We start from the raw sequence: 20,783 nt of genomic DNA, 5'->3' as shown, positions 1-20,783 counted from the left end.
AGAGATGAGCCGTCCCAACATCCACTGCGCATCGCTCCGCACCTAGCCGGCGTTCACGCGCTCAGATGCTGCTGGATGAAATCGAGCTTGAGCAGCAATTGCTTCAACTCGCTCACGCTCAGCCGCTCGGTGTTGTGGGACGTGTAGTCATCGAGACTTGCGATCTCCTCCTGACCACGGGTGAAATACATCGCGTAGTTGAGATCGCGGTTGTCCGCGGGAATACGATAATATTGCACCATATCCTCTACGCGCGCCATCTCCTCGCGCGAAACGAGGGACTCGTAGAGCTTTTCTCCGTGGCGCGTTCCGATCACCTGGACGGGAGAATCGGAATTGAAGATCTCCTTCAACGCCTGTGCCAGATCTGCGACGGTCGCAGCGGGCGCCTTTTGCACGAAAACATCACCCTGACGACCGTGGGCATAGGCATGCAGAACGAGAGCCACAGAGTCGTCGAGCGACATCATGAAACGCGTCATGTTGGGATCGGTGATCGTAATCGGCTTGCCAGCCTTGATCTGTCCGACGAACAGAGGAACGACCGAACCGCGCGAGGCCATCACGTTGCCGTAGCGGGTAGCGCACAACAACGTCTCGCTCGACGTCAGGTTGCGCGATTTGGCAATCATGACCTTCTCCATCAGCGCTTTGGTCTGCCCCATCGCATTGATCGGATAGACGGCCTTGTCGGTGCTCAACACGACGACCTTCTCGACACCGCTCGCTATCGCCGCACTCATGACGTTCTCTGTCCCAAGGACGTTCGTCCGAACCGCCTCGAGGGGATAGAATTCGCAGGACGGCACCTGTTTCAGCGCGGCTGCATGAAAGACGTAGTGCGCTCCTTTGAGAGCCTGGTAAATGCCATCGTATGCACGAACGTCGCCAATATAGAACTTCAGCTTGGCATTGTTGTAGGCAGACCGCATTTCCTCCTGCTTCTTCTCGTCGCGACTGAAGATGCGTATTTCGGCGACGTCCGTGTCGAGAAAGCCTCTCAAAATATGCTGCCCGAACGATCCGGTGCCGCCGGTGATCACCACAATCTTGTTCGCAAACATCATATCCTCGTCACAACAAAACCGCCACAAAATGTCAGACCGTCACGACCGCCCAGACACATTGAACAAGCCGGCCAACTCTCGAACACACACGCAGGAAGTGACCTCCTCCACAGAGGACGCTCTCCGACCTGACTTCGAACAAAGCCCCCACTGCCGCGAAGGTCACCGTGGCCCGCCAATAGCATATCGGCCACACGATCGGCAAAAAACTCCATTGCTGCCACCGGGCCGTGACCGGATCCCATTCGCGCCATCAACCTATATTCCAGTTCCCGAGCCCAGATCAAATAGGCCTCGTGGAAAATCGGGACAAAACGTGATGCATAGCGGAAAAGAGGATTTCCCGCGCGGCCGCGGGAGGACCATTCAGATGGCTCGCCGCGGGAATGCCGCGGCCATTCCTGTCAGGATTAATCGTACCGTTCCTTGGAAACCTGGGATTCTGCTGGCTTTTCTGGCTTATGCCGACATGTCGTTTTCGATCGCGACTAATCAGATCGACCCGGAGATCGGGAAGGCCTATCAAACGGTGCCTGTTGCCGGCACAGGCCGATTTTATGTCCGTCCGACGGAGAGGGCCGCAACGCCGGATGCCTCGAGGCTCATGTTATTCGAGAGCGGCCGAGCGCTCGGACCGCGGCATTCAGTGCGCGCTGATATTCGGACGCAGGCCGGCGGCAGGTTTCGCAATGGGACGGGACACTCATCTTTTCGGCCAGCGACGGATCCGATCCACGCTCCAACGGTCGAACCTACACGATCACGACTCCCGTCAAGCGCAATCCTAGCCTCAAGCCTGCACTCTTGAGTTTCCTCGCGTTGGCAGATGCGGCCTTCGCGATCTTGTTCCGGACTTGCAGGACTATCAGCTTTTGGCCGGGCGCGATAGTCGTCGCGAAAGACGGTCCGCCGAAAGATGCCGCACTGGTCCCCCAGAATCCGCAGCATGCATTGCTCGGCTGCGTGACATCGTGCGGCATCTGGGCGGCGGGTGCTGACGTCACACGGCTCTTACTGCGAGACCCGCGCAGCAGCCTCGCGCAGGTGCTGATCCCGGCCTTTCCCGTCAGCCTCGCGGAAAGTATTCCGATGGTCTTTGTTCCGCCTTTGACGGTTGCCGTCTGGTGGATGGCCGAACGCAGCCCAAATGCGTTTGGCTGGAGTATTGCCGCAATGCTGGCCGGCTTGGTTGAATCGCTCCTCTCCAGGTCACCAGCGCTGCGGTCCTCGTTCCGCCCGGCTCCGCCGGCATTTGGTGACAAATTCGCGCGCTTCCATTCGCAGCAAGCTCGCTGTGTTTGCGACGATCGCGATTTCAGCGTCTATACGGCTTTCATTGGCGCAGTTTCTGCCATTTTCCCGGCCGACGCAGCTATTGGAGCCGAGAGCTATCGTACACCGCATTGGTATTTCGCGAGCCGGGACGCCGGAGGGGAGCTCATGATGGTGCTCGCGTGGATGATTGCGGATTGGCCAGTCGCTCTGTCTCTCACTCTTGGTTTGCTGACGTTCCTCGCCTTCTCATGGCTATTTTCAGATCAATTTCGTATGCGTCTCCATCGTGCTCGGCCTGATCTTGGTTTCGCAGCGATCCACTTCCATTCATCAGCGAATGCTCGGCCTGGCAGCCCTTTATCCTATCCTTGCCGGCGCTGATCCTCGGAGAAATAGCGGGGCCGTCTAGCGGTTTGATTTGAATCGTGTGCCTTGGCGGCGCGGTGCTGACCGCTCTGCTCAATGCACCGGACCTTGACATAGCAGGTCCGAAGCTGACCTTGCGAACACCTAGCTCGGTTGCAGCGACAACCTCGTCGTGACGGTTCTTGGCCTGATCGGAGTCTCGCGGATCAATCATCGTCGACTCGGCTGGCAGTTCACGCAGGCCGAGTCACTCACGCCGGCGCTGAAGGAGATTTGGTCGGCCGTGCGCGAACGCACTCCAAAGGACGCCCTGATCTTCACCGACCAGGTTGATAAGACCGAACATGTTCTTGGGGGCTCGAACACTTTCGCGTATTCGGGACAGCGACAGATATACCTGTCGTCCTATTACACCAATTTCGAATTGCGGCGGGACCATCGCAAACTCAAAACAGGTATTGGGGACGAACAAGGCCGTGCTCGACGGCAGCCTTGCCTCGCAACGCGCATCGGTCCCACGTAGCTACGGCTCATTTTACGCGGTAGTAACCGGAACCAGAGCCATTCCGCCTGATTGGCAACTGGTTTTCGAGAGCAGAAATACGCGCTGCATCGGATGACGCTTCATTGAGAGGCATGGCCATTGGGCCGATCGCGGACGGACGGCCTGCCGATCAGCCAAATTCCTTCATTCCAGCAACCAGCTCCGACCACGAGGGCGGGCTGTAACCGGTGGCCCGCCTGAACCGCGTCGAATCCAGCGAACGGTCGATCGCGACCTTATCATCCGGCGTGATCTCTATGACCTTCCCGTACGCTTCGGCCACCCGTTGGAGCAACGTGAATTTGTCGATCGCGTCGACAGACACATGATAGACGCCCCTCAATTCCGCGTGGGGAATGACGCAATCGTGCATCACGCGCGCGAGCTCCACGGTTGTCAGACCAGAGAATACGGCCTTTGTGTAACCGCAGATGCGCGCGTCCTGCGACAGAAACCATTCAACGAGCCCGTGAGCGCCATCGAGCTCACGGCCGATGATTGACGTACGAAGCGTGACAGCGTGCGGGTAATCGACCTCACCGAGAAATTTGCTTCGCCCGTACAGATCCCGCGCATCCGAGATATCGTCTTCGCTGTACATTCCCTTGCCGCCGGAGAACACGCAATCGGTGCTGACATGGATGAGGCGAGCGCCCTGGATCGCGCAAAGCCGCGCCAGTCGGTGCGGCAGCAGCGAGTTGATCGGCAGCGCGGAAAGGACGTCCTCTGCCTCCGCCCGTTGCTTGATGAGCCCGATACAGTTGATCACGATGTCCGGACGAACATCGGCGAATGCCAAGCTGAGACTATCGAAGCTCTCGACGTCAATTCCACTCACCACACACCGCTGCAAAGCGGACGGAAGCTGGCGCGAGCGCGACTGCGACCTAACTGATCCCACCACCAAGTGCTCGCCTCGCTCCACAAAATACCGAAGCACCGCATGACCGAGCATGCCGGTTGCGCCCAGGACCAGGATTCTCTTGCGCTCGCTGTCAGTCATCGGCCTTTGCCGCTCCAATCCAGGGCGCTTCCGTACTGCCTGCGACCGACGGGCGGAGAAGCTTCCCTCACTTGGCAAATCGAGGAGCGCCAGTTCAATCAGGCGCGCGTCCTGCCGTCAAGCGCGGGCGCCGGCCTCTCCTCTCAAGGATCGCTGGATTCTGGTGCCTACGACCGAAAGGCCGCACGCAAGAACGAATACGATTGCGGTCTGTCTCAGCATTACCAACGTGTAGTGAAGATCGTTGCGATGAATGTAAAAAGCGATCACAACGCCTCCGAAGACAACAGGCGCGATAGCCGCGGGAGGGCAACTCAGCAAGAGCCTGTGCAACCCGACTAACGTGAGGATCAGCAGAACGCAGAAGATCGCAACTCCACCATAGCCGAAACGGCAAAGCATCTCGGCCCAAATATTTCCTCCGGTACCATACGTGAGGTTGGGGTACAGGATCGGCTTATATTCGTCATAGAACGTTGGGGGAAATGAGGCACTGGGCAAGTATCGCACTAGGCCTGGCGGCGCCAACAGGTAGATTGACTTGAAAATGTTCGACGCACTGCACGAGAGGTTCGTTTGGACCGTACCGACAAGCGTCGCTTGGATCACGAAAGGTTCGGACTGCTCGAACAAGCCAAGGGGAATCGACAGCCACTTCTGCATCGTCGATTTGATCGATTCGTCACTCTTTTCGCCAGGTTGCGCCGCCGCCTGGCCGAACTGAACTATATCCCCGCGCATCTCCGATGCTTTGGTTATCCTCTCGGAAGGAGGGGTACCCTTGATCGCCGCGATCTCGTCAAAGATCGCAAAACGCACAGAATGGACAAGAAGCATGCACGCCACCAACGCAACGGCGGCGACCCCGTAGGTCGCGATTCTTGAATAGAGTCGAATGCGCCCGAAAGACATCAACCGAACAAGCACGACACCTATCCATGTGAGGATGACGAACACCCGAAACCCGACCAGAAGATCGATCGACAACAAGACGGCGCTCCCAGCAACCACCTGCCACCGCCGTTCGACCGCGGCGGCGACGCAGGACAAACTCGCGGCGACCTCGAACAAGACGTAAAAGTATCCAACCTGGTTGAGCGCTTGGACCTTGTCGGCGGTGATGATGGCACCATTGGTCGATATCAGCGAACCAAGGAGACCGATGACCGCGAGGATTAGATAGCAAACTGACGAGCGAAGCGCGGGTCGACTTGTCGCCTCAATATCGTCGCTATCGTTGAATGACCGTAATGCGGCGCCGGCCAAGACCAGCCCAAGCACGTAAGCTGTCGCAATCCAGTAAACCGCCGGCTGAATTGTCGACGTGAGCTCCGGTGATGACTGTTGCACTCGCCCCCAAAAAAGGGGCGCGAAGTAAAACATCGCACCGACGTAAGCAATCGTGAGAAAGTCGAAATCTCGTTTGGCGAAAGTGAAAAAGGCGAAAGCCGATAGAGCCGCACAAATGAACGCCATCCAAGCGAATTGAGGCATAAAAACCTACCGTCCTGTCAGCATCTCAGATCGCCCACCGATATGGCAATACATCAAAATGCGAAACTATCCGCTCGGCCCGATTGTGCATTAGCGAGGATCCCGGCCAGTCAAACGTTGTGGTTGCACAATTGAATACCGTCTACCATTGTAATTCGGATTGCTATTGTCGCTGGTAGAGAAAACAATTCCAATTCCTTTCCAGTGGGAGAAGCGCCCTCGACCGATTGCGCCGATGTCGGGGTGCGAACTGTGAGCCGGGCCCAAGGCACGATCGTTCTCTAATAGGATGATCGGAGACCGGCCGCTGTCAGTATCCGAGTCAGCAAACTCCTCGAATGGAACTCGCGCCACATAGGCGAAAGCGGATCCCCCAAACCTTTCGAACCGTCCCTCCAACCCAGTCGCGCCACCGGGCGGTTTCGGCATGGGAACGTAAGACGTTTTCAGGTAAATGGCGGCCGCGAAATAGATCGCGGCACCGGCTAGGCCAGCAATCAACTTTCTCTGTCTGCTCCACGGTCGCATGCGATGATTTCCGAGTAAGGCTATTCCAGCCGGGTGGGACCTACGCGACCAGCTTTTTGAAGACGAACTGTGGCAACCGGTTCCCATAGACGGATAGCATCAGGAAGAAGGATCGCAACAGGCAAATCCAAGGCCTGTTATTCTACAATCGAGTTCTTCTGCGCTGCGTCTCATAGGGATAGCCGCCGAACCAGTCGTGCACGTCGTGGGACAGGTCATTCCGCGGGTAAGGGGGTCGCGGAAGATTGCAAGGGGATTCTTGCCGCGCAACTTTTCGCCGCCACCAGAACGGCAAAGAAGAGCTGTCGAAGTATCCAGTGGATGGCCGCCGGCGAGGACGCGTAGAGCCGTTTCTCGATCTTCTAGGCAAAGGCGAGCGGCGTCTTTGCATAAATTGCTAGCGCGAACTGCCCGCCTGGCCTAACGAGCGCCGCGCCTTCTCGGCGCTTGCCACATATCTCCGGTGTGGTGCAGCACGCCCCAACTATAGACAATATCGAATGTCCCGGTCGCGTCGGAGGAGGTGCCAAAGACGGAACAAATCTTCGTCTCCCATTCTTATCGGGAGCATACCGGTTCAGGAGTTCCCGCGTTGTACTCACAGAATTCTCGTCGAGAATCGACGGCCAACACCGAGGCCGCGCCCAGCGAGAGTGCCGCCAGGGCGTGCATCCCCGAGCCACACCCGATACCAGAACGGTCTTGCCCGCGACTCCCTCTGGGAACAGCTTTTCAAGGCCGGCAATTGCCAGATCAATTCGAGCCTGGTCGATCGTCTTGGCGTAGTCACGCCAATTGGCGCCAAACTCAAAATGGGCTTCTCGATCCCTAAGAGTCATGGTTGTTGGGGACAGGGTTGCCAGTATACACGCCAAGTGTACCGTGGCGAATGACCGCTTGGGCTTGAATCACACAGGCTTATTGCCAATCGGCACGTGAGGCGTCAAATGCCGTATTCTCGCCGCCAAAGCTCGAAGACGGTGAGCCCGAACAGCCGTTCAGCATTGTTCCGTTTTCCTCCATGCCCCTCAATCAGGGCGGAGACGGCACGCTTGTCAAAGATGCTATTGGGATCGAGCAGGACGTCGGAGACGAAGCTGCGCCAGGGACCTGCCTTCAGCCATTCCGGCAACGGAATGGAAAATCCCTGCTTCCGATCGGCGTCAAACTGCGGCGGCAGAATTTTCTTGCACAGGCGCTTGAGCAGTATCTTGCGCTCAGTGGAACTGGACTTCAATCGGGTTGGGACCCGTCCGAACGCAAACTCCGCAATTCGCAAGTCAAGAAAAGGCGCCCTCATCTCGAGCGACGCCAGCATGCTGGCGCGATCGACCTTCACCAGGATGTCTTCCGGCAAGTAGTTTTCAAAATCCATTCGCGTATTGCGTTGCAGAAGATCCCGCGCGATGGGAACACGCGCAGCTCGGATGTCATCAGCTGGCGTATCCCAGAGAGGTCCCATCAACGCACGACGTTCGCTGGCGGCAAAGTGACTGGCGACGGATGGTAGATCGGCCTTGAAGTCGACGCCAAGCGCCTTGATCCAGTTTCTGCCCCGAAAGCCGGTAGGCAAGAGAGCGTCACCGGCTGTTGCGGCCATCTTGCGGAGCGCCAGCGGGATCGGCCCGACTTTCTCTTCCAGGAATAGAACTCGCCGGTACTCCTCGTAGCCACCGAAGAGTTCATCGCCGCCGTCACCACCCAGCGCCACCGTGCAATGCTGGCGCACGAGCCGACTGACCAGGAACGTCGGAATCATCGACGAGTCGAACAGGGGTTCATCGTATTGCCGCGCAAGCATAGGCAGGATATCGGGCGTGGCATCGCCGGCATAGAGCTCGATGTGGTCCGTCCCGAAATGGTCCGCGACGAGCCTCGCATATTGAGCCTCGTCATATCGACCGTGCCCCTTAAAGCCGACCGTGAACGTCTTGACATGCGGCGAGGCTCGCACCGCCATCGCAGTGACAAGGCTGGAGTCGACGCCCCCGCTCAGGAGAACGCCGACCGGCACGTCCGCGACGAGTTGGCGTCGCACCGAGTCTGCCAAAAGAGCTTCAAGCTCGTCGACCAGCGCTTGGTCGTCATTTGCGTCAAACTCCGGCGCCGGCGGCAGGCTCCAGTAACGCCAGACTTTGGTTTCGCCATCCTCCAGGCTGAATGTCAGCGCATGAGCAGGCGACAGCTTGTGCACCCCCTGTAGGATGCAAGCGCCTCCCGGTACGTATCCCATCATCAGGTAGCAATCGAGCGCGACCGGATCGATCGTGCGGCTGAACCCAGGATCTGCCATGAGTCCCTTGAGCTCAGACGCAAAACGGAGTTCCGAGTCCTTGACCGCATAGAACATCGGCTTTTCACCGGCGCGATCCCGGGCGAGGAACAACCGCTTCTTGTCGTCATCGTACAGCGCGAGGGCAAACATGCCATTGAGATGCGAAAGACAATCGGTGCCCCATTCCGAATAAGCCGCAAGAACGACTTCCGTATCGGACTGGGTCGTGAACTTGTGCCCTTTCGATCGAAGTAGATCGCGCAGATCCAGATAATTATAGATCTCACCGTTGAATACGATGGTGAGGCGGTTCGCCGCGTAATGCATGGGCTGATGACCGCCCGGTGACAAATCAATGATCGCGAGCCGGCGCTGAGCGAGCCCCACGTTTCCCTTCGCAGACCACCAGGAACCACCGTCGTCAGGGCCGCGATGCGCCATCGCTGCGCAGCCGGCATCAAGCCATTCTCGACTGGCAAGCGGGCGTCGTGAAGCTACGCCAATGATGCCGCACATAATTCCCTACCCAGCGCTTCTTCGTACACAGCCTCGTATGCATCGGCCATCGCACCGACGCTCATGGATTTGGTTCGGTCCAACGCCTTTTCGGCCCGCCGCGAGGCGGCATCCTTGTCCGCGAGAAGAGCCGAAATCGAGGCCGAGAGTGCCGGCACATCGTCGACCGGCACAAAGATCGCGAATGAGGAATCTGCAATTTCACGGTGCGCAGATATATCGCTCAAGATCACCGGACAACCGCCAGCCATCGCCTCCAAGACGACGTTGGGATTTCCCTCATATCGGCTCATGCTGATCAAACCATCAGCGACCTTCAGCCATCGCCACCAGTCTGACTGGTATGGCAGGAGCATGACGCGCTTGGATAACGACGCCGTCTCGATTTCACTCTCGATCCTGGAACGCTCGCTTCCCTCGCCGATCATGAGAACATCCACCGATCTTTCTCCGCAAACAGGGATCAGCGATCGGACGATCGTTTCATGTGCTTTTTCATGACTGAACCGCCCGACGACCAACAGCAGAGGATTTGGAGAGGGCTCCCGTGCGACCTGCGTGAGGACGCCCTGAATGCGCTCAATGTCCACGGCGTTCCGTATGGTGGCCAACTTAAGGGACCGAGGTGCGGCCTGTCGCCAGTATCTCGTACCTCCCTCGGAATTGGAGATTACCGCCGATGCAAATCGGCCAAGTAAGAGTCGCAGGCGGGCTATCGCCGGAATTTGCTTGTAGTAGTTGCCAGACGTTCGCTCGGAAAGAATCCAGGGTATCCGGCTTGCAAGGGCGAGAACTCCACCCAGAATGTCCATCTGAGGCAGCCAAGTTTGCACGATGTCGGGCCTGATTTTGCCGACGACGCGCCTCATCGCCATGAAGAGCCGCGGCCTGACGCTGCGAATATCACCCAATTCGTGGAACTTCACCCCGCCATCCCTCATGCGCTGGGCATGCTCCCCACCCCGGCGAACAGCCACGTGGACATCAAACCCACGCCTCACCTGTTCTGTGGCCAGCAGGCTCAGCTGCCGCTCCGCCCCGCCGCCCTCCAGCGTCGGGATGAAATGAAGAACGGTCAAACGCGCCAGTTTGCCAGGTGCGGCCGAGTTCACGGTCATCGGCTGGAATGGACTTTCATCGAATGGTCTGGACACCCAGTGAAAAGAATTTTAGCACCGCTCAACGAAAGGCGCTTGTGGGACGCGGATCGTCGATGTCCATAGCATCCCTAGTCGTTTGCATCCATAGTTTAGAACAGTTGCCACAGATATGACGATCAGCGACAAAATCCGGTCCAGACTTGGGCTCCTCGTCTGCCCTTCCTGCAGGAAGGGGGGCCTCGCAGCACGGGATGAGCACCTTCTGTGCACAAATTGCGGCGCCGCCTTTCAAGTCATGCGCGGGGTGCCGCGCTTTGTGCCCGACGACAGCTACGCCCAGTCGTTCGGCTTCCAATGGAATGTTCATGCCCGGACGCAACTCGACAGCGTTTGCGGGAAGCCGATATCGCGCAACCGGTTGTTTGAGACGACCAAGTGGCCGGCCGACCTGTCTGGACAAACAATCCTGGAGGCTGGTTCCGGAGCCGGCCGCTTTACCGAAGTCCTGGTCACGACTGCGGCGACAGTCATCTCATGCGACCTGTCCTCAGCGGTGGACGCCAACTATCGAAACAACGGCGACAATGCGAATTTGCTGCTTGTCCAAGCGAGCCTGCTGAACCTTCCTGTTCGCCCGCGTTCAATGGACAAGGTGATTTGCCTTGGAGTCATCCAGCATACGCCTGACCCGGCGGAGTCGTTCTCGGCCCTTGCCAACTGCGTTCGCCCCGGTGGGGAACTCGTGATTGACGTCTACGCGGCAAGGCTCCGTTCGCTGCTCTCCTGGAAGTATCTGTTGCGGCCAATCACCAAGCGGATGAAGGGCGAGAAGCTGTACGGACTCATCGAACGTGCCACGCCGGTTCTTCTTCCTATTTCCGAGTTTCTTTATCGCATCCTCGGGCAGTTCGGCCTTCGCCTGTTGCCGATCGTGCACTATCCCAAACTCAATCTTTCGCCGGACCTGTCCTTGCGGTGGGCCGTGCTCGATACGTTCGACATGTATTCTCCCGCGCATGACCACCCCCAGACGCTTGCGGAGGTCAGGAGATGGTTCGACAAGGCTGGTTTCGCTGATGTCGCTGTCGAGTACGGACCAAACGGCATCGTGGGTCGCGGCCGAAGGCCCGCGAACCCCGTCTAGACTCTTTGCTTACATGCGCCAGAGTTGCACATCCGCAGGAGTCGCGCTGCGATCAAGGATGGCTTTCAGGTCCATCACGAGACCCCTTCCACCCTTCAGGCGCTCGATCAGGAGCGGCCAGCCGCCCTGTCTATAGTCGTCGTGGCTCACCGCCAAGATGACCGCGTCCGCCGGCGGAAGATTCGCGATCGGCTCGAGCTCTATTCGATATTCGTGCTTGCACTCCGCCGACTTTGCCAGGGGGTCCGCGATGTGGACGTCGACGCCGTACGATCGCAACTCCGAGAAGATGCTCGCCACCTTGGAATTGCGAATATCCGGCACATTCTCCTTGAATGTGATGCCCAGAATGACGACGGTCTTTCCGCTCCCGTTAGCGAGCAAATACTTGACGCATTCGCGCGCCACCCACGCGCCCATCTGATCGTTGACGCGCCTTCCCGCCAGAATGACTTGCGGGTGGTAGCCGGCACGCTCGGCGCGATGAGTCAGGTAATACGGGTCGACGCCGATGCAATGGCCGCCCACCAAGCCGGGCGTGAACTTGAGAAAATTCCACTTCGTGCCTGCCGCAGCAAGGACATCCGATGTGTCGATATCAAGCAGGCGGAAGATCAGCGCCAGTTCATTGATGAGCGCGATGTTGAGATCGCGCTGGGTATTTTCGATGACCTTTGCCGCCTCGGCGACCTTGATCGAGGGCGCCCTGTGAATTCCCGCGGTGACCACTGAGCCGTAGACGTCGGCGACAATGTCGAGCGTCCTCGCATCCTGTCCCGAGACGACCTTGACGATGCTTTCGAGGCGGTGCTGACGATCTCCGGGATTGATCCGCTCCGGACTGTAGCCGACGTGAAAGTCGACGCCGCACTTCAGTCCGGACTCGCGCTCGAGGATCGGAATGCAATCCTCCTCGGTGGCGCCGGGATAAACGGTGGACTCGTAGACGACGATGTCGCCTCTCTTCAACGCCTTTCCGACCGTCCGCGAAGCCGAGAACACAATCGACATATCCGGCTGGTTGGCCGCATCGATCGGCGTAGGCACCGTCACGATGAAAAAGTCGGCCGCGTTCAGCTCAGCCGCATCGGTGCTGACTTTCATGTCGGCTGCGCGCAAATCGGATCCGCTTGCTTCCAGCGTGCGGTCGAAATGGCGCCGCAGTTCCTCTACCCTGGTGCCGTCGATGTCGTAACCGATGGCCAATGCGCCTGCTTTCGCGAAGGCGATCGCGACGGGCAGTCCGACGTAGCCCAGACCGACGACCCCAACTTTCCGAATTATGCGTTGCAATCTCGCACCTGTGGCGGCCGCTTCATGGATTTTCTAGGTAGCGGCGCACACCGCCTCAGTCAATGCAATCCCTGCCGTACGGAAATCGAGGAAAGCATCATCCCGCTTTGTCATCTTTCGCCACCGCCGGAACTAGGTGCTACAGCCGGACTCGAGGGCCTCCACAACCGCGAATCACCTTTACAAGGGCGGGCTCAGCAGCATAAAAGCACCCAGTTTCGACCCTTGGCAGCAACGGCGGACAAGGCCACATGGTGCCGACAAGGCGCGATAGCCCTCAAAGCCCAATTCGTCTCGGAATTGATGCATCCAACCTGCGGATCGGCGGGGGCATCACTCATCTCGTCGAGCTCCTGCGAGAATCCAATCCTGCCGAGCATGGATTCGAAAGGATATTCGTGTGGGCCAGCGCGGCTACGCTCGCGCGCGTCGAGGACAGGCCGTGGGTCGAAAAGCGGACCTCCGCCGCTCTCGAAGCGAGTCTTCCGAGGCGCGTTTCGTGGCAACGTCTGGTCCTGCCTCAGGAATTAAGCGCGGCGAAGATCGACTTGCTGTTCGCGCCCGGCGGCTCAATCGTGGTTAAATTCAAACCGGTGGTGACCATGAGCCGCAACATGCTTCCATTCGAATGGACCGAGCTGAGGCGGTTCGGCTTGTCACGGACCGCGCTGAAGTTGGCGCTGCTGCGCTGGAATCAGGGCACGTCGTTCAAACGTGCCGATGGAACCATCTTTCTCACCCGATATGCCTTCGATGCGGTCACAAAAGCAACCGGTTCCCTGAAAGGGAGAACCGCGATCATTCCCCACGGCGTCGACACCCGCTTTCGCATGCCCCCTCGCTGTCAGCGCGCAGCCGCCGAATTGACGGCACCGGATCCATTGCGCGTCGTCTATGTCTCCACCGTCGATGAATACAAACACCAGTGGAACGTCGTGGAGGCGATCGGACGCTTGCACGCGGAAGGCCTGCCAATTCGCCTCGATCTGTACGGCTCAGCGCGACCCAGCACCCTGCCGCGCCTGACAGAAGCGATCAAAAGGGTGGACGGCGAACGCCAGTTCGTTCGCTATTGGGGCGCTGTGGACTATAGCGAAATCCACCAGTGCTACGCGGCGGCAGATGTGTGCGTGTTCGCGTCGAGTTGCGAAAACATGCCCAATATCCTGATTGAGAGCATGGCTGCCGGACTTCCGATCGCTTGCTCCGATCGCGGCCCGATGCCGGAAGTGCTCGGCGATGCCGGCTCGTATTTTGATCCGGAGGATCCCGTGAGTATCGCCGATGCAGTAAGGCAGCTAGCTCTGGCGCCGCAATTGCGCGCCGACAAGGCCCTCGCTGCTTTCGAAGCATCATCGCAATTTTCGTGGGCCCGATGCGCGAGGGAGACATTTGACTTTCTGTCGATGGTCGCGCGAGAGCACCAAAACAGCTCTGCGAAATGATATCCTGGCACGCGGGCCGAAAGTGTAGAGACAGGTGAAAAGATGCGGGTTCTAGTTACAGGCAACGCCGGATTCATCGGATTTCACGTCGCGGCCCATCTCCTGCGACGAGGCGACTCGGTCGTCGGGGCGGATGTCGTAAACGACTACTATTCGCCCGAGATCAAGGAGGCGCGGCTCGCGATTCTTGAACAATCGGCCGCCCAGAGTACGGGAGAATATCGCTTCCACAGGGTGAACCTTGGCGATCCCGCCGCGATGGAGGCCGTCTTTTCGGACGGCCCGTTCGATCGGGTCATTCATCTCGCAGCCCAAGCTGGCGTCCGTTATAGCCTGGAAAACCCGCGGGCATATGTTGAGAGCAACATTATCGCCTTTACCAACATTCTCGAGGCATGCCGCCATTCGAAGGTGAAGCACCTGACCTACGCCAGCACGAGCAGTGTCTACGGCGCCAACACCACTATGCCGTTCAGCGAGAATCAGGGGGTTGATCATCCTCTCCAGTTCTACGCGGCGACCAAGCGCGCCAATGAGCTGATGGCCCATAGCTACAGCCATCTGTTCGGGCTTCCCACGAGCGGACTGCGCTTCTTTACGGTCTATGGACCTTGGGGACGGCCGGACATGGCGCTGTTCCTGTTCACCAAGAACATTCTCGCGGGACTTCCCATCCGGCTCTTCAACAATGGGCAGCACATACGTGACTTCACCTATGTCGATGACATAGTCGAGGGAATCGTCCGGGTGAGCGACGACATCGCCCGTCCCGATCCGGACTGGAACAGCGACTCTCCCAAGCCCGCGACCAGCAATGCGCCTTTCCGAATCCTCAACATCGGCAACAACTCTCCCGTTCATCTCACCGAGTATGTCGAAGCCATCGAAGCGGCGCTCGGCAAGAAGGCAATCAAGGAACTCCTGCCCCTGCAGCCGGGAGACGTGCCGAATACCTTTGCCGACGTGAGCGCGCTGATGGCAGCCGTCAACTATCGCCCAAGCACAAAGGTCCGGCTCGGCGTCGCCCGTTTCGTGGAATGGTATCGCCAGTATTTCAAACTATAGTCCGGCGATGTGGATGCGGTGGTCTCTTGGATCATCTTTTGGAGCCACAGATGAGAAAAGGCAGAGCGACATGCGACGGCCTCCGCAGCGCGCCGACGTGAATCAGTGATCAAGACCCTCCTTCGCCACTCCTATTGGAACGCGGTGGCCACCTTCAGCCACCAGGCCTCGACGTTTGTCAGCAATTTCCTGGTCATCAAGCTGCTCGACCGCGCCACGTATGGAAAATATGCGCTCGTTATTCTGACAGCGTTTTACGCGGCCAGCATCCTGCAATTCGCGATCGGATCCACCGCCTCGAAATTCGTGGCCCGCTACGTCAACGACCCGATGCGATTGCGGTCGACGATCTGGAGCTGCGCCGCCTTTACGCTGGCGAGCAGCTGTCTGGGTCTTGGCCTGCTCGCCCTAACCTCTGGAATCCTGGCGCGCGGCGTCTTCGTCGAGCCGTCCCTGGCGCAGCCGCTGGCAATCGCCTCCCTTGCGGTGCCGGGGCTGATCGCCATGATTTTCCTCATCGGACTGCTTCAAGGGCTTCACGATTTCCGATCACTGGCTGTTTCGTCGGTCGCATCGAGCGTGTTCTTTGTCGCCATCGTGACGGGAGGCGCCTGGGCAGCCGGTTTGACCGGGGCCATTTGGGGCTTCGCCGCAGGATCGACGCTTCGCGGCTTGATCATGGGCGCTGTGACGTTGACAGTTCTCAAGGGAAGGCGCATTAGACGCTTTTCGTGGCGCAGTTTGCGACACAGGGTGCGGCACGAAATCTTCAGGTTTCAGATCCCGGCCGGCCTGGCCGGATTCGTCACCGTCCCGACGCTTTGGCTGATCCCCACCATCCTCACGCGAAACACCCAGAATTTTGCCGACGTCGCCTCGTACAGCGTGCTCATCATGCTCAAGACGCTCATCGTGCTGCCGGCGTCAGTCATCTCCATTGCTCTGCAGCCTTCGGCCGAGAAGGCTTGTGCCTCGCACCAATTCGACCAGGCGATGCGGGTATTCCGCATCAGCTCGATCACGGCGTTCGCGTTCGCCGTAACCGCTGCGTTCTTCTTTGTCGTGTTTGCGAAAGAGGTACTTGGGGTGTTCGGAAAGAGCTTTACGGCCGCAAGTTCTGAACTCCAACTGGTGATGATCGCGGCGATTGCCGAATCGCTAGCTACCACTCTCTACATGAGAATTCAGGCGGCGAGCCGCATGTGGAGTTCGATCTTTGTGACCCTGCTGCCTCGCGACGTGACAATGCTTGTCATCGTCGCTGCATTTACAACGAAGTACGGCCTGCAAGCGGCGATTGCCGGCCACGTCGCAGGAGCGATTGTAAACCTCGCCGGAGTCTACTGGCTCAGTGCGAAGTCGATAGGATCATTGAGATCCCAATCGGCACAAATGGCCCCCTCCATCCCGTCAGCGCTCGGCGAACGCACTGCGACGCGCTAGCTGAAACGCGGGCGCGCCAGGCGTCCTTCTCAATCCACGAACACGACCGTCTTGCGGCCGTTGAGGATGACGCGGTCATCCAGATGGTAGCGCATGGCGCGGGCGAGTACGCGGCGCTCGATGTCGCGGCCCTTGCGGACGAGATCTTCGGGCGTGTCGCGATGGCTGATGCGCTCGACGTCCTGATCAATGATCGGGCCCTCGTCGAGGTCGCGGGTGACGTAGTGCGCGGTGGCGCCAATCAGCTTGACGCCACGCTCATGGGCCTGGTGATAGGGTTTTGCGCCCTTGAAACCTGGCAGGAACGAGTGGTGGATGTTGATGCAGCGTCCCGACAGGTTTGCCGAGAGATCGTCCGACAATATCTGCATATAGCGGGCGAGAACGACGAGATCCGTGCCGGTCTTGGCGACGAGGTCGAGGATCTGCGCCTCCTGCTCGCGCTTGGTCTCTTTCGTAACAGGCAGAAAGTGGAACGGAACCCCGCCGAAATCGAGCCCGTCATAGACCTCGCGCGGATGGTTGGAGACGATTGCGGCCAAAGTCATCGGCAGCTCGCCGGTGCGCCAGCGATAGAGGATGTCGACCAGGCAGTGATCGGACTTTGACACCAGCAGCATCACCTTGCGATGCGCGGCGCGATCGCGCATCTGCCATTCCATGCCGAAACGCTCGGCGATCGCGGTAAAGCCGGTCTGGAGCGCCGACAGCTCCACGGCGAGATCGGCGGCGGTGAACACCACCCGCATGAAGAACTTATTGGTCTCGGTGTCGTCGAACTGTTGGGCGTCGAGGATGTTCTGTCCATTGTGGGCCAGAAAGGTCGACACCGCGGAAACGATGCCGGGGCGATCCGGACAGGACAGGGTCAGGACATATTGGTGATCGGGCATGAGCCTTGATGAAGGTTTGTGCAGACGGCGCGGAACCCCGCGATTTGCGCCCTGCTCTAACACCGACCTCGCCCTTGCGCCAATCCCAAGACTTGCTTCAACGTAAAGCGCGGAGTCAGGATGAACAGACGATTGCGAAATCCGACCGGAGCATCCCCATGGCCGACCGCTTGAACGGCTACCGCATCCTGATCCTGGAAACGCGCGAAGAGGCGCAGTTTTCGAAGCTGCTCGCCGAACAGGGCGCCGAGGTCGTGCAATGCCCGATGTTCACCATTCAAGACGCGCCCGACCCCGCCCCGGTCGCGGCCTGGATCCGCCGCGCCGTCGACAAGCCCTTCGACGACCTCGTGCTGATGACCGGCGAAGGGCTGCGGCGGATCATGAAGCTCGCCGTCGCACGAGGGCTCGATCAGGCCCTCGTGGCGGCGCTTGCCAGATCGCGAAAATTCACCCGCGGCCCGAAGCCCGGCAAGGCGCTGCGCGAAGTCGGGCTCGAGGCGCAGGAGACCACGGAAAAGCCGACCACCGAGGGTGTGATTGAGATGCTCGGCAAGCTCGATTTGAAGGGGCACCGCCTCGGCCTCCAGCTCTATCCCGACAAGGATCACAGCGCGCTGACCGGTGCGCTGTCGGCGCAAGGTGTCGAAGTCGATACCGTGCTGCCCTATGCTTATGATTCCAAGGCGGCGGACGCCAGCATCGTCGCCGCCATCCACGACATGGCCGAAGGACGGATCGATTCCATCGCGCTGACCAATCTCGGCCAGGTCCGACGGCTCATCGAAGCTGCGAGAGCCCACGGCAGCGAGGCGAAGCTGCGCGCGGGCCTCGAGCGGACGCTGATCGCGTCGGTAGGACCGGCGGTCTCGGGCGAGCTCACCGCGCATGGTTTGCGCACGGACGTCTCGCCGGTGGAAGACCACTATTTCATGCGTCCGCTGATTTCAGCGATGGCTGCGGCGCTCGCGGAGCGGAAGCCGGGGCCTGCGGCGAGGTAAGAGCCGAGCGCGGGGGCGGCCTGCGGCGACTGTGATTGACACGAGCACCGTCAGCGCTAGGTTGCCGAACAGCAAGAAGAAACAACAAGGCAAGGGAATCGCCGTGATACGCGTCATCGCGCCTTGAGCACACCCGCACGCCCCTCCGCGCTCGCGCCATTCCGCATCCGCAACTATCGCTTCCAGTGGCCGTCCGATCTGCTCACCTCCTGGGCATTCGAAATCGAGACGCTGGTGCTCGGCTGGTACATCATGGTCGAGACCGGCTCGGTGCTGCTGCTCACCGTGCTTGCGTCGCTCCAGTTCGTCGGGACATTGGTGGCGCCGGTGTTCGGCATGATCGGCGACCGCATGGGTCATCGCGATCTCCTGGTCGCGATGCGTCTTGCCTATATGGTGCTCGCGTCGACCATCATGACTTTGGCATTGACCGGTCACCTGACACCGCCAAGCGTCATGATCATCGTCGCAATCGTGGGCCTGATTCGCCCCTCGGACCTCGGCGTTCGCGGCGCGCTGCTTGCCGAGATCATGCCGATGGAGCAACTGGTGGGCGCGATCAGCGTTGCGCGCACGACCCAGGACAGCGCGCGCATCGCCGGCGCGTTGACAGGCGCCGGACTGTTTGCCGTCCTCGGCATTGGCCTCGTTTACGTGGTGATTGTCTGCCTCTATCTTGCGGCCGCGCTGCTCATGCTCTGCCTGACCCGGCCGGAAAGGACCATTGCCACAACTCATCTTCCGGCAGACAGCCGCGCCGTTTCAAGATTGCTGGGCGATCTGAAGGAAGGGATCGTCTACGCCTGGAATGGCCCCGGGATGCGCGCGGCGCTATGCGTCGCCTTCCTGGCCAACTTGACCGCATTTCCTTTCACCGGCGGATTGCTGCCCTACATCGCGCGGGAGATCTTTCATACCGACCAGACCGGCCTCGGTTATCTCTCGGCGAGCTTCGCCGTCGGCTCGCTGATCGGCTCCATCACGCTCAGCCTCGTCAGCGGATTGCGCATTGCCCGGCTCCTGATCGGCGCGACGCTGGCCTGGTACGCCATGCTGCTGGCATTCGTCGAGATCAGGACCATGCCGGTGGCGATGGCCTGCCTCGTGCTCGCCGGCATCGCCCAGAGCATGTCGATGATATCAGCTGCCGTGATCCTGATGCGGACGGCCAGCGCACATCTTCGCGGTCGCGTGATGGGCGTGCGCATGATGGTGATCTACGGTCTACCGCTCGGATTGCTCGCGGCCGGCAGCCTGATCGATATCATCGGCTATTCCGCGACGGGGTCGCTCTATGCCGTATCGGGGTTCATCGCGATGATGGCGATCGCGGTGCGCTGGCGCGCAGACCTCTGGCCCGTGCACGCCCCCGCCAATGGGCGCTAATCCCCGTAACCGCGCAACCGCTCGATATCGAGGATGGTGACGCCGCCATATTCCAGCCGCAGCAGCCCCTCCTTCTCCAGCCTGTTCAGCGCGCGGTTGGCATTCTGGCGGGACATGCCGGAAAGCGCGCCGATCTCTTCCTGGGTGATCTCGAGATGCGCGGTGGATTCCGGATAGAGGATCGGATTGAACAGGGAGGCGATGCTGCGGGCAAGCCGCGCGGTGGCATCCAGCGTGCGGTTGACCTCGAGCATGCCGATGAACTGGCCGAGCCGCTCGTTGAGCTGGCGGACCAGGAAACGATTGAAGCCGACGCTGTTCTCGAACAGCCACATGAAGGCGCTGCGCTCCATCAGCGCGACGCGACTGTCGCGAAGCGCGACCACGTCGTAGCGGCGCGGCTCGTTCTTGAGCACGCTGCCCTCGCCGAACCAGGCCCCTGCCGTCAGCCCGGCAAGGCTGGTTTCCTTGCCGTCGCGCGAGACTCCACCCATCCGGGCCAGCCCGAATACCATGCCGGCCCAATAGTCGAACGTGTCGCCGCGCATGAAGACGGTCTCGCCGGTGCCGTAGGATCGCTCCGTGATCCCGGCACGAGCGACCTCGATCTCCGCTTGCGTGAGCTCGCGCGACCAGGCAGCGACGCGCTTCAGTTGATCCTCTGAAATCATGGTCCCGAAGCCAGCCGCACCGCTCGTCACTCCTGTTCTGCTGCAACGCAGCATGACCCTTTCGACCAATCCGACGAAAGACGGATGATCCCCATCCAAAAACTTTGTCGCAGAATTGTCAGGCGGGAGACATTTCAAAATAGCGCTTTCCCCTATTGAGGACCACCTCGGGCGATGCGGCTTTTTATCCCAAACGGGAACGAGAGCGGCGCGGCTCCGGTCGAGACCATCTGCTGCATGGCCTCACCGGCACGGTCGTACTAGGATCGCCCGA

Annotated in this window: 17 protein-coding genes; 8 read left to right on the top strand and 9 right to left on the bottom strand. The window is 59.6% G+C overall.

Features of this window, described 5'->3' with window-relative positions:
- Positions 1-53: 53 nt before the first annotated feature.
- A complete protein-coding gene (locus tag ABIB91_RS30505) occupies positions 54-1,064 on the bottom strand; it encodes a polysaccharide biosynthesis protein (RefSeq protein ID WP_354169994.1) in 1,011 nt (336 codons plus the stop codon).
- Positions 1,065-1,871: 807 nt separating this feature from the next.
- Here ABIB91_RS30505 and ABIB91_RS30500 point away from each other — a divergent pair.
- Both ABIB91_RS30500 and ABIB91_RS30495 read left to right on the top strand, forming a co-directional pair.
- Positions 1,872-2,723, top strand: coding sequence for a hypothetical protein (locus ABIB91_RS30500; protein ID WP_354169992.1), 852 nt, complete (start codon positions 1,872-1,874; stop codon positions 2,721-2,723).
- 157 nt (positions 2,724-2,880) lie between these two features.
- Complete coding sequence (locus tag ABIB91_RS30495) at positions 2,881-3,231, top strand: hypothetical protein (protein ID WP_354169990.1); 351 nt, start codon at positions 2,881-2,883, stop codon at positions 3,229-3,231.
- A 151-nt stretch (positions 3,232-3,382) separates the two neighbouring features.
- On the opposite strand, the gene ABIB91_RS30490 is transcribed toward ABIB91_RS30495, so the two are convergent.
- From ABIB91_RS30490 to ABIB91_RS30470, 5 genes are all read right to left on the bottom strand, one after another.
- Positions 3,383-4,255 (bottom strand): dTDP-4-dehydrorhamnose reductase family protein, encoded by an 873-nt coding sequence (locus tag ABIB91_RS30490; RefSeq protein WP_354169988.1) that lies wholly within the window; start codon positions 4,253-4,255, stop codon positions 3,383-3,385.
- A 117-nt stretch (positions 4,256-4,372) separates the two neighbouring features.
- Positions 4,373-5,749 carry a hypothetical protein gene (locus tag ABIB91_RS30485; RefSeq protein WP_354169986.1) on the bottom strand — a complete coding sequence of 459 codons (1,377 nt, stop codon included), beginning with the start codon at positions 5,747-5,749 and terminating at the stop codon, positions 4,373-4,375.
- A gap of 1,086 nt (positions 5,750-6,835) precedes the next feature.
- Positions 6,836-6,967, bottom strand: a complete 132-nt coding sequence (locus ABIB91_RS30480; RefSeq protein WP_354170086.1) for a 50S ribosomal protein L11 methyltransferase — start codon at positions 6,965-6,967, stop codon at positions 6,836-6,838.
- A gap of 253 nt (positions 6,968-7,220) precedes the next feature.
- Positions 7,221-9,068, bottom strand: a complete 1,848-nt coding sequence (gene asnB, locus ABIB91_RS30475; RefSeq protein ID WP_354169984.1) for an asparagine synthase (glutamine-hydrolyzing) — start codon at positions 9,066-9,068, stop codon at positions 7,221-7,223.
- Positions 9,047-10,186, bottom strand: a complete 1,140-nt coding sequence (locus ABIB91_RS30470; protein ID WP_354169982.1) for a glycosyltransferase — start codon at positions 10,184-10,186, stop codon at positions 9,047-9,049. Before ABIB91_RS30470 ends, asnB begins: the two co-directional genes overlap by 22 nt.
- Before the next feature lie 298 nt (positions 10,187-10,484).
- Here ABIB91_RS30470 and ABIB91_RS30465 point away from each other — a divergent pair, with 298 nt between their 5' ends.
- Positions 10,485-11,312, top strand: coding sequence for a methyltransferase domain-containing protein (locus ABIB91_RS30465; protein WP_354169980.1), 828 nt, complete (start codon positions 10,485-10,487; stop codon positions 11,310-11,312).
- A gap of 9 nt (positions 11,313-11,321) precedes the next feature.
- Here ABIB91_RS30465 and ABIB91_RS30460 read toward each other — a convergent pair whose 3' ends face one another.
- Positions 11,322-12,605 (bottom strand): nucleotide sugar dehydrogenase, encoded by a 1,284-nt coding sequence (locus ABIB91_RS30460; protein WP_502917024.1) that lies wholly within the window; start codon positions 12,603-12,605, stop codon positions 11,322-11,324.
- 251 nt (positions 12,606-12,856) lie between these two features.
- On the opposite strand from ABIB91_RS30460, the gene ABIB91_RS30455 reads away from it, so the two are divergent.
- From ABIB91_RS30455 to ABIB91_RS30445, 3 genes are all read left to right on the top strand, one after another.
- Positions 12,857-14,050 (top strand): glycosyltransferase family 4 protein, encoded by a 1,194-nt coding sequence (locus ABIB91_RS30455; protein ID WP_354169978.1) that lies wholly within the window; start codon positions 12,857-12,859, stop codon positions 14,048-14,050.
- 42 nt (positions 14,051-14,092) lie between these two features.
- The gene (locus ABIB91_RS30450; RefSeq protein WP_354169976.1) at positions 14,093-15,115 is read left to right on the top strand and encodes an NAD-dependent epimerase; all 1,023 of its coding nucleotides are present in this window, start codon (positions 14,093-14,095) and stop codon (positions 15,113-15,115) included.
- Between the two features lie 105 nt (positions 15,116-15,220).
- Positions 15,221-16,558, top strand: a complete 1,338-nt coding sequence (locus ABIB91_RS30445) for an oligosaccharide flippase family protein (protein ID WP_354169974.1) — start codon at positions 15,221-15,223, stop codon at positions 16,556-16,558.
- Between the two features lie 29 nt (positions 16,559-16,587).
- Here the strand turns inward: ABIB91_RS30445 and purU are convergent, their stop codons facing one another.
- Complete coding sequence (purU, locus tag ABIB91_RS30440; protein ID WP_354169972.1) at positions 16,588-17,451, bottom strand: formyltetrahydrofolate deformylase; 864 nt, start codon at positions 17,449-17,451, stop codon at positions 16,588-16,590.
- Positions 17,452-17,609: 158 nt separating this feature from the next.
- Here purU and ABIB91_RS30435 point away from each other — a divergent pair, with 158 nt between their 5' ends.
- The gene (locus ABIB91_RS30435; RefSeq protein ID WP_354169970.1) at positions 17,610-18,452 is read left to right on the top strand and encodes a uroporphyrinogen-III synthase; all 843 of its coding nucleotides are present in this window, start codon (positions 17,610-17,612) and stop codon (positions 18,450-18,452) included.
- 123 nt (positions 18,453-18,575) lie between these two features.
- The gene (locus tag ABIB91_RS30430; RefSeq protein ID WP_354169968.1) at positions 18,576-19,838 is read left to right on the top strand and encodes an MFS transporter; all 1,263 of its coding nucleotides are present in this window, start codon (positions 18,576-18,578) and stop codon (positions 19,836-19,838) included.
- Here the strand turns inward: ABIB91_RS30430 and ABIB91_RS30425 are convergent.
- The gene (locus ABIB91_RS30425; protein ID WP_061021477.1) at positions 19,835-20,509 is read right to left on the bottom strand and encodes a Crp/Fnr family transcriptional regulator; all 675 of its coding nucleotides are present in this window, start codon (positions 20,507-20,509) and stop codon (positions 19,835-19,837) included. The genes ABIB91_RS30430 and ABIB91_RS30425 overlap by 4 nt on opposite strands.
- Between the last annotated feature and the right edge of the window lie 274 nt (positions 20,510-20,783).

Source organism: Bradyrhizobium sp. JR4.3 (genome assembly GCF_040547695.1).
Classification (GTDB): Bacteria; Pseudomonadota; Alphaproteobacteria; order Rhizobiales; family Xanthobacteraceae; genus Bradyrhizobium; species Bradyrhizobium canariense.
Note: the sequence above shows the minus strand (reverse complement) of the source record. Positions and strands in the feature narration are given on the sequence as shown.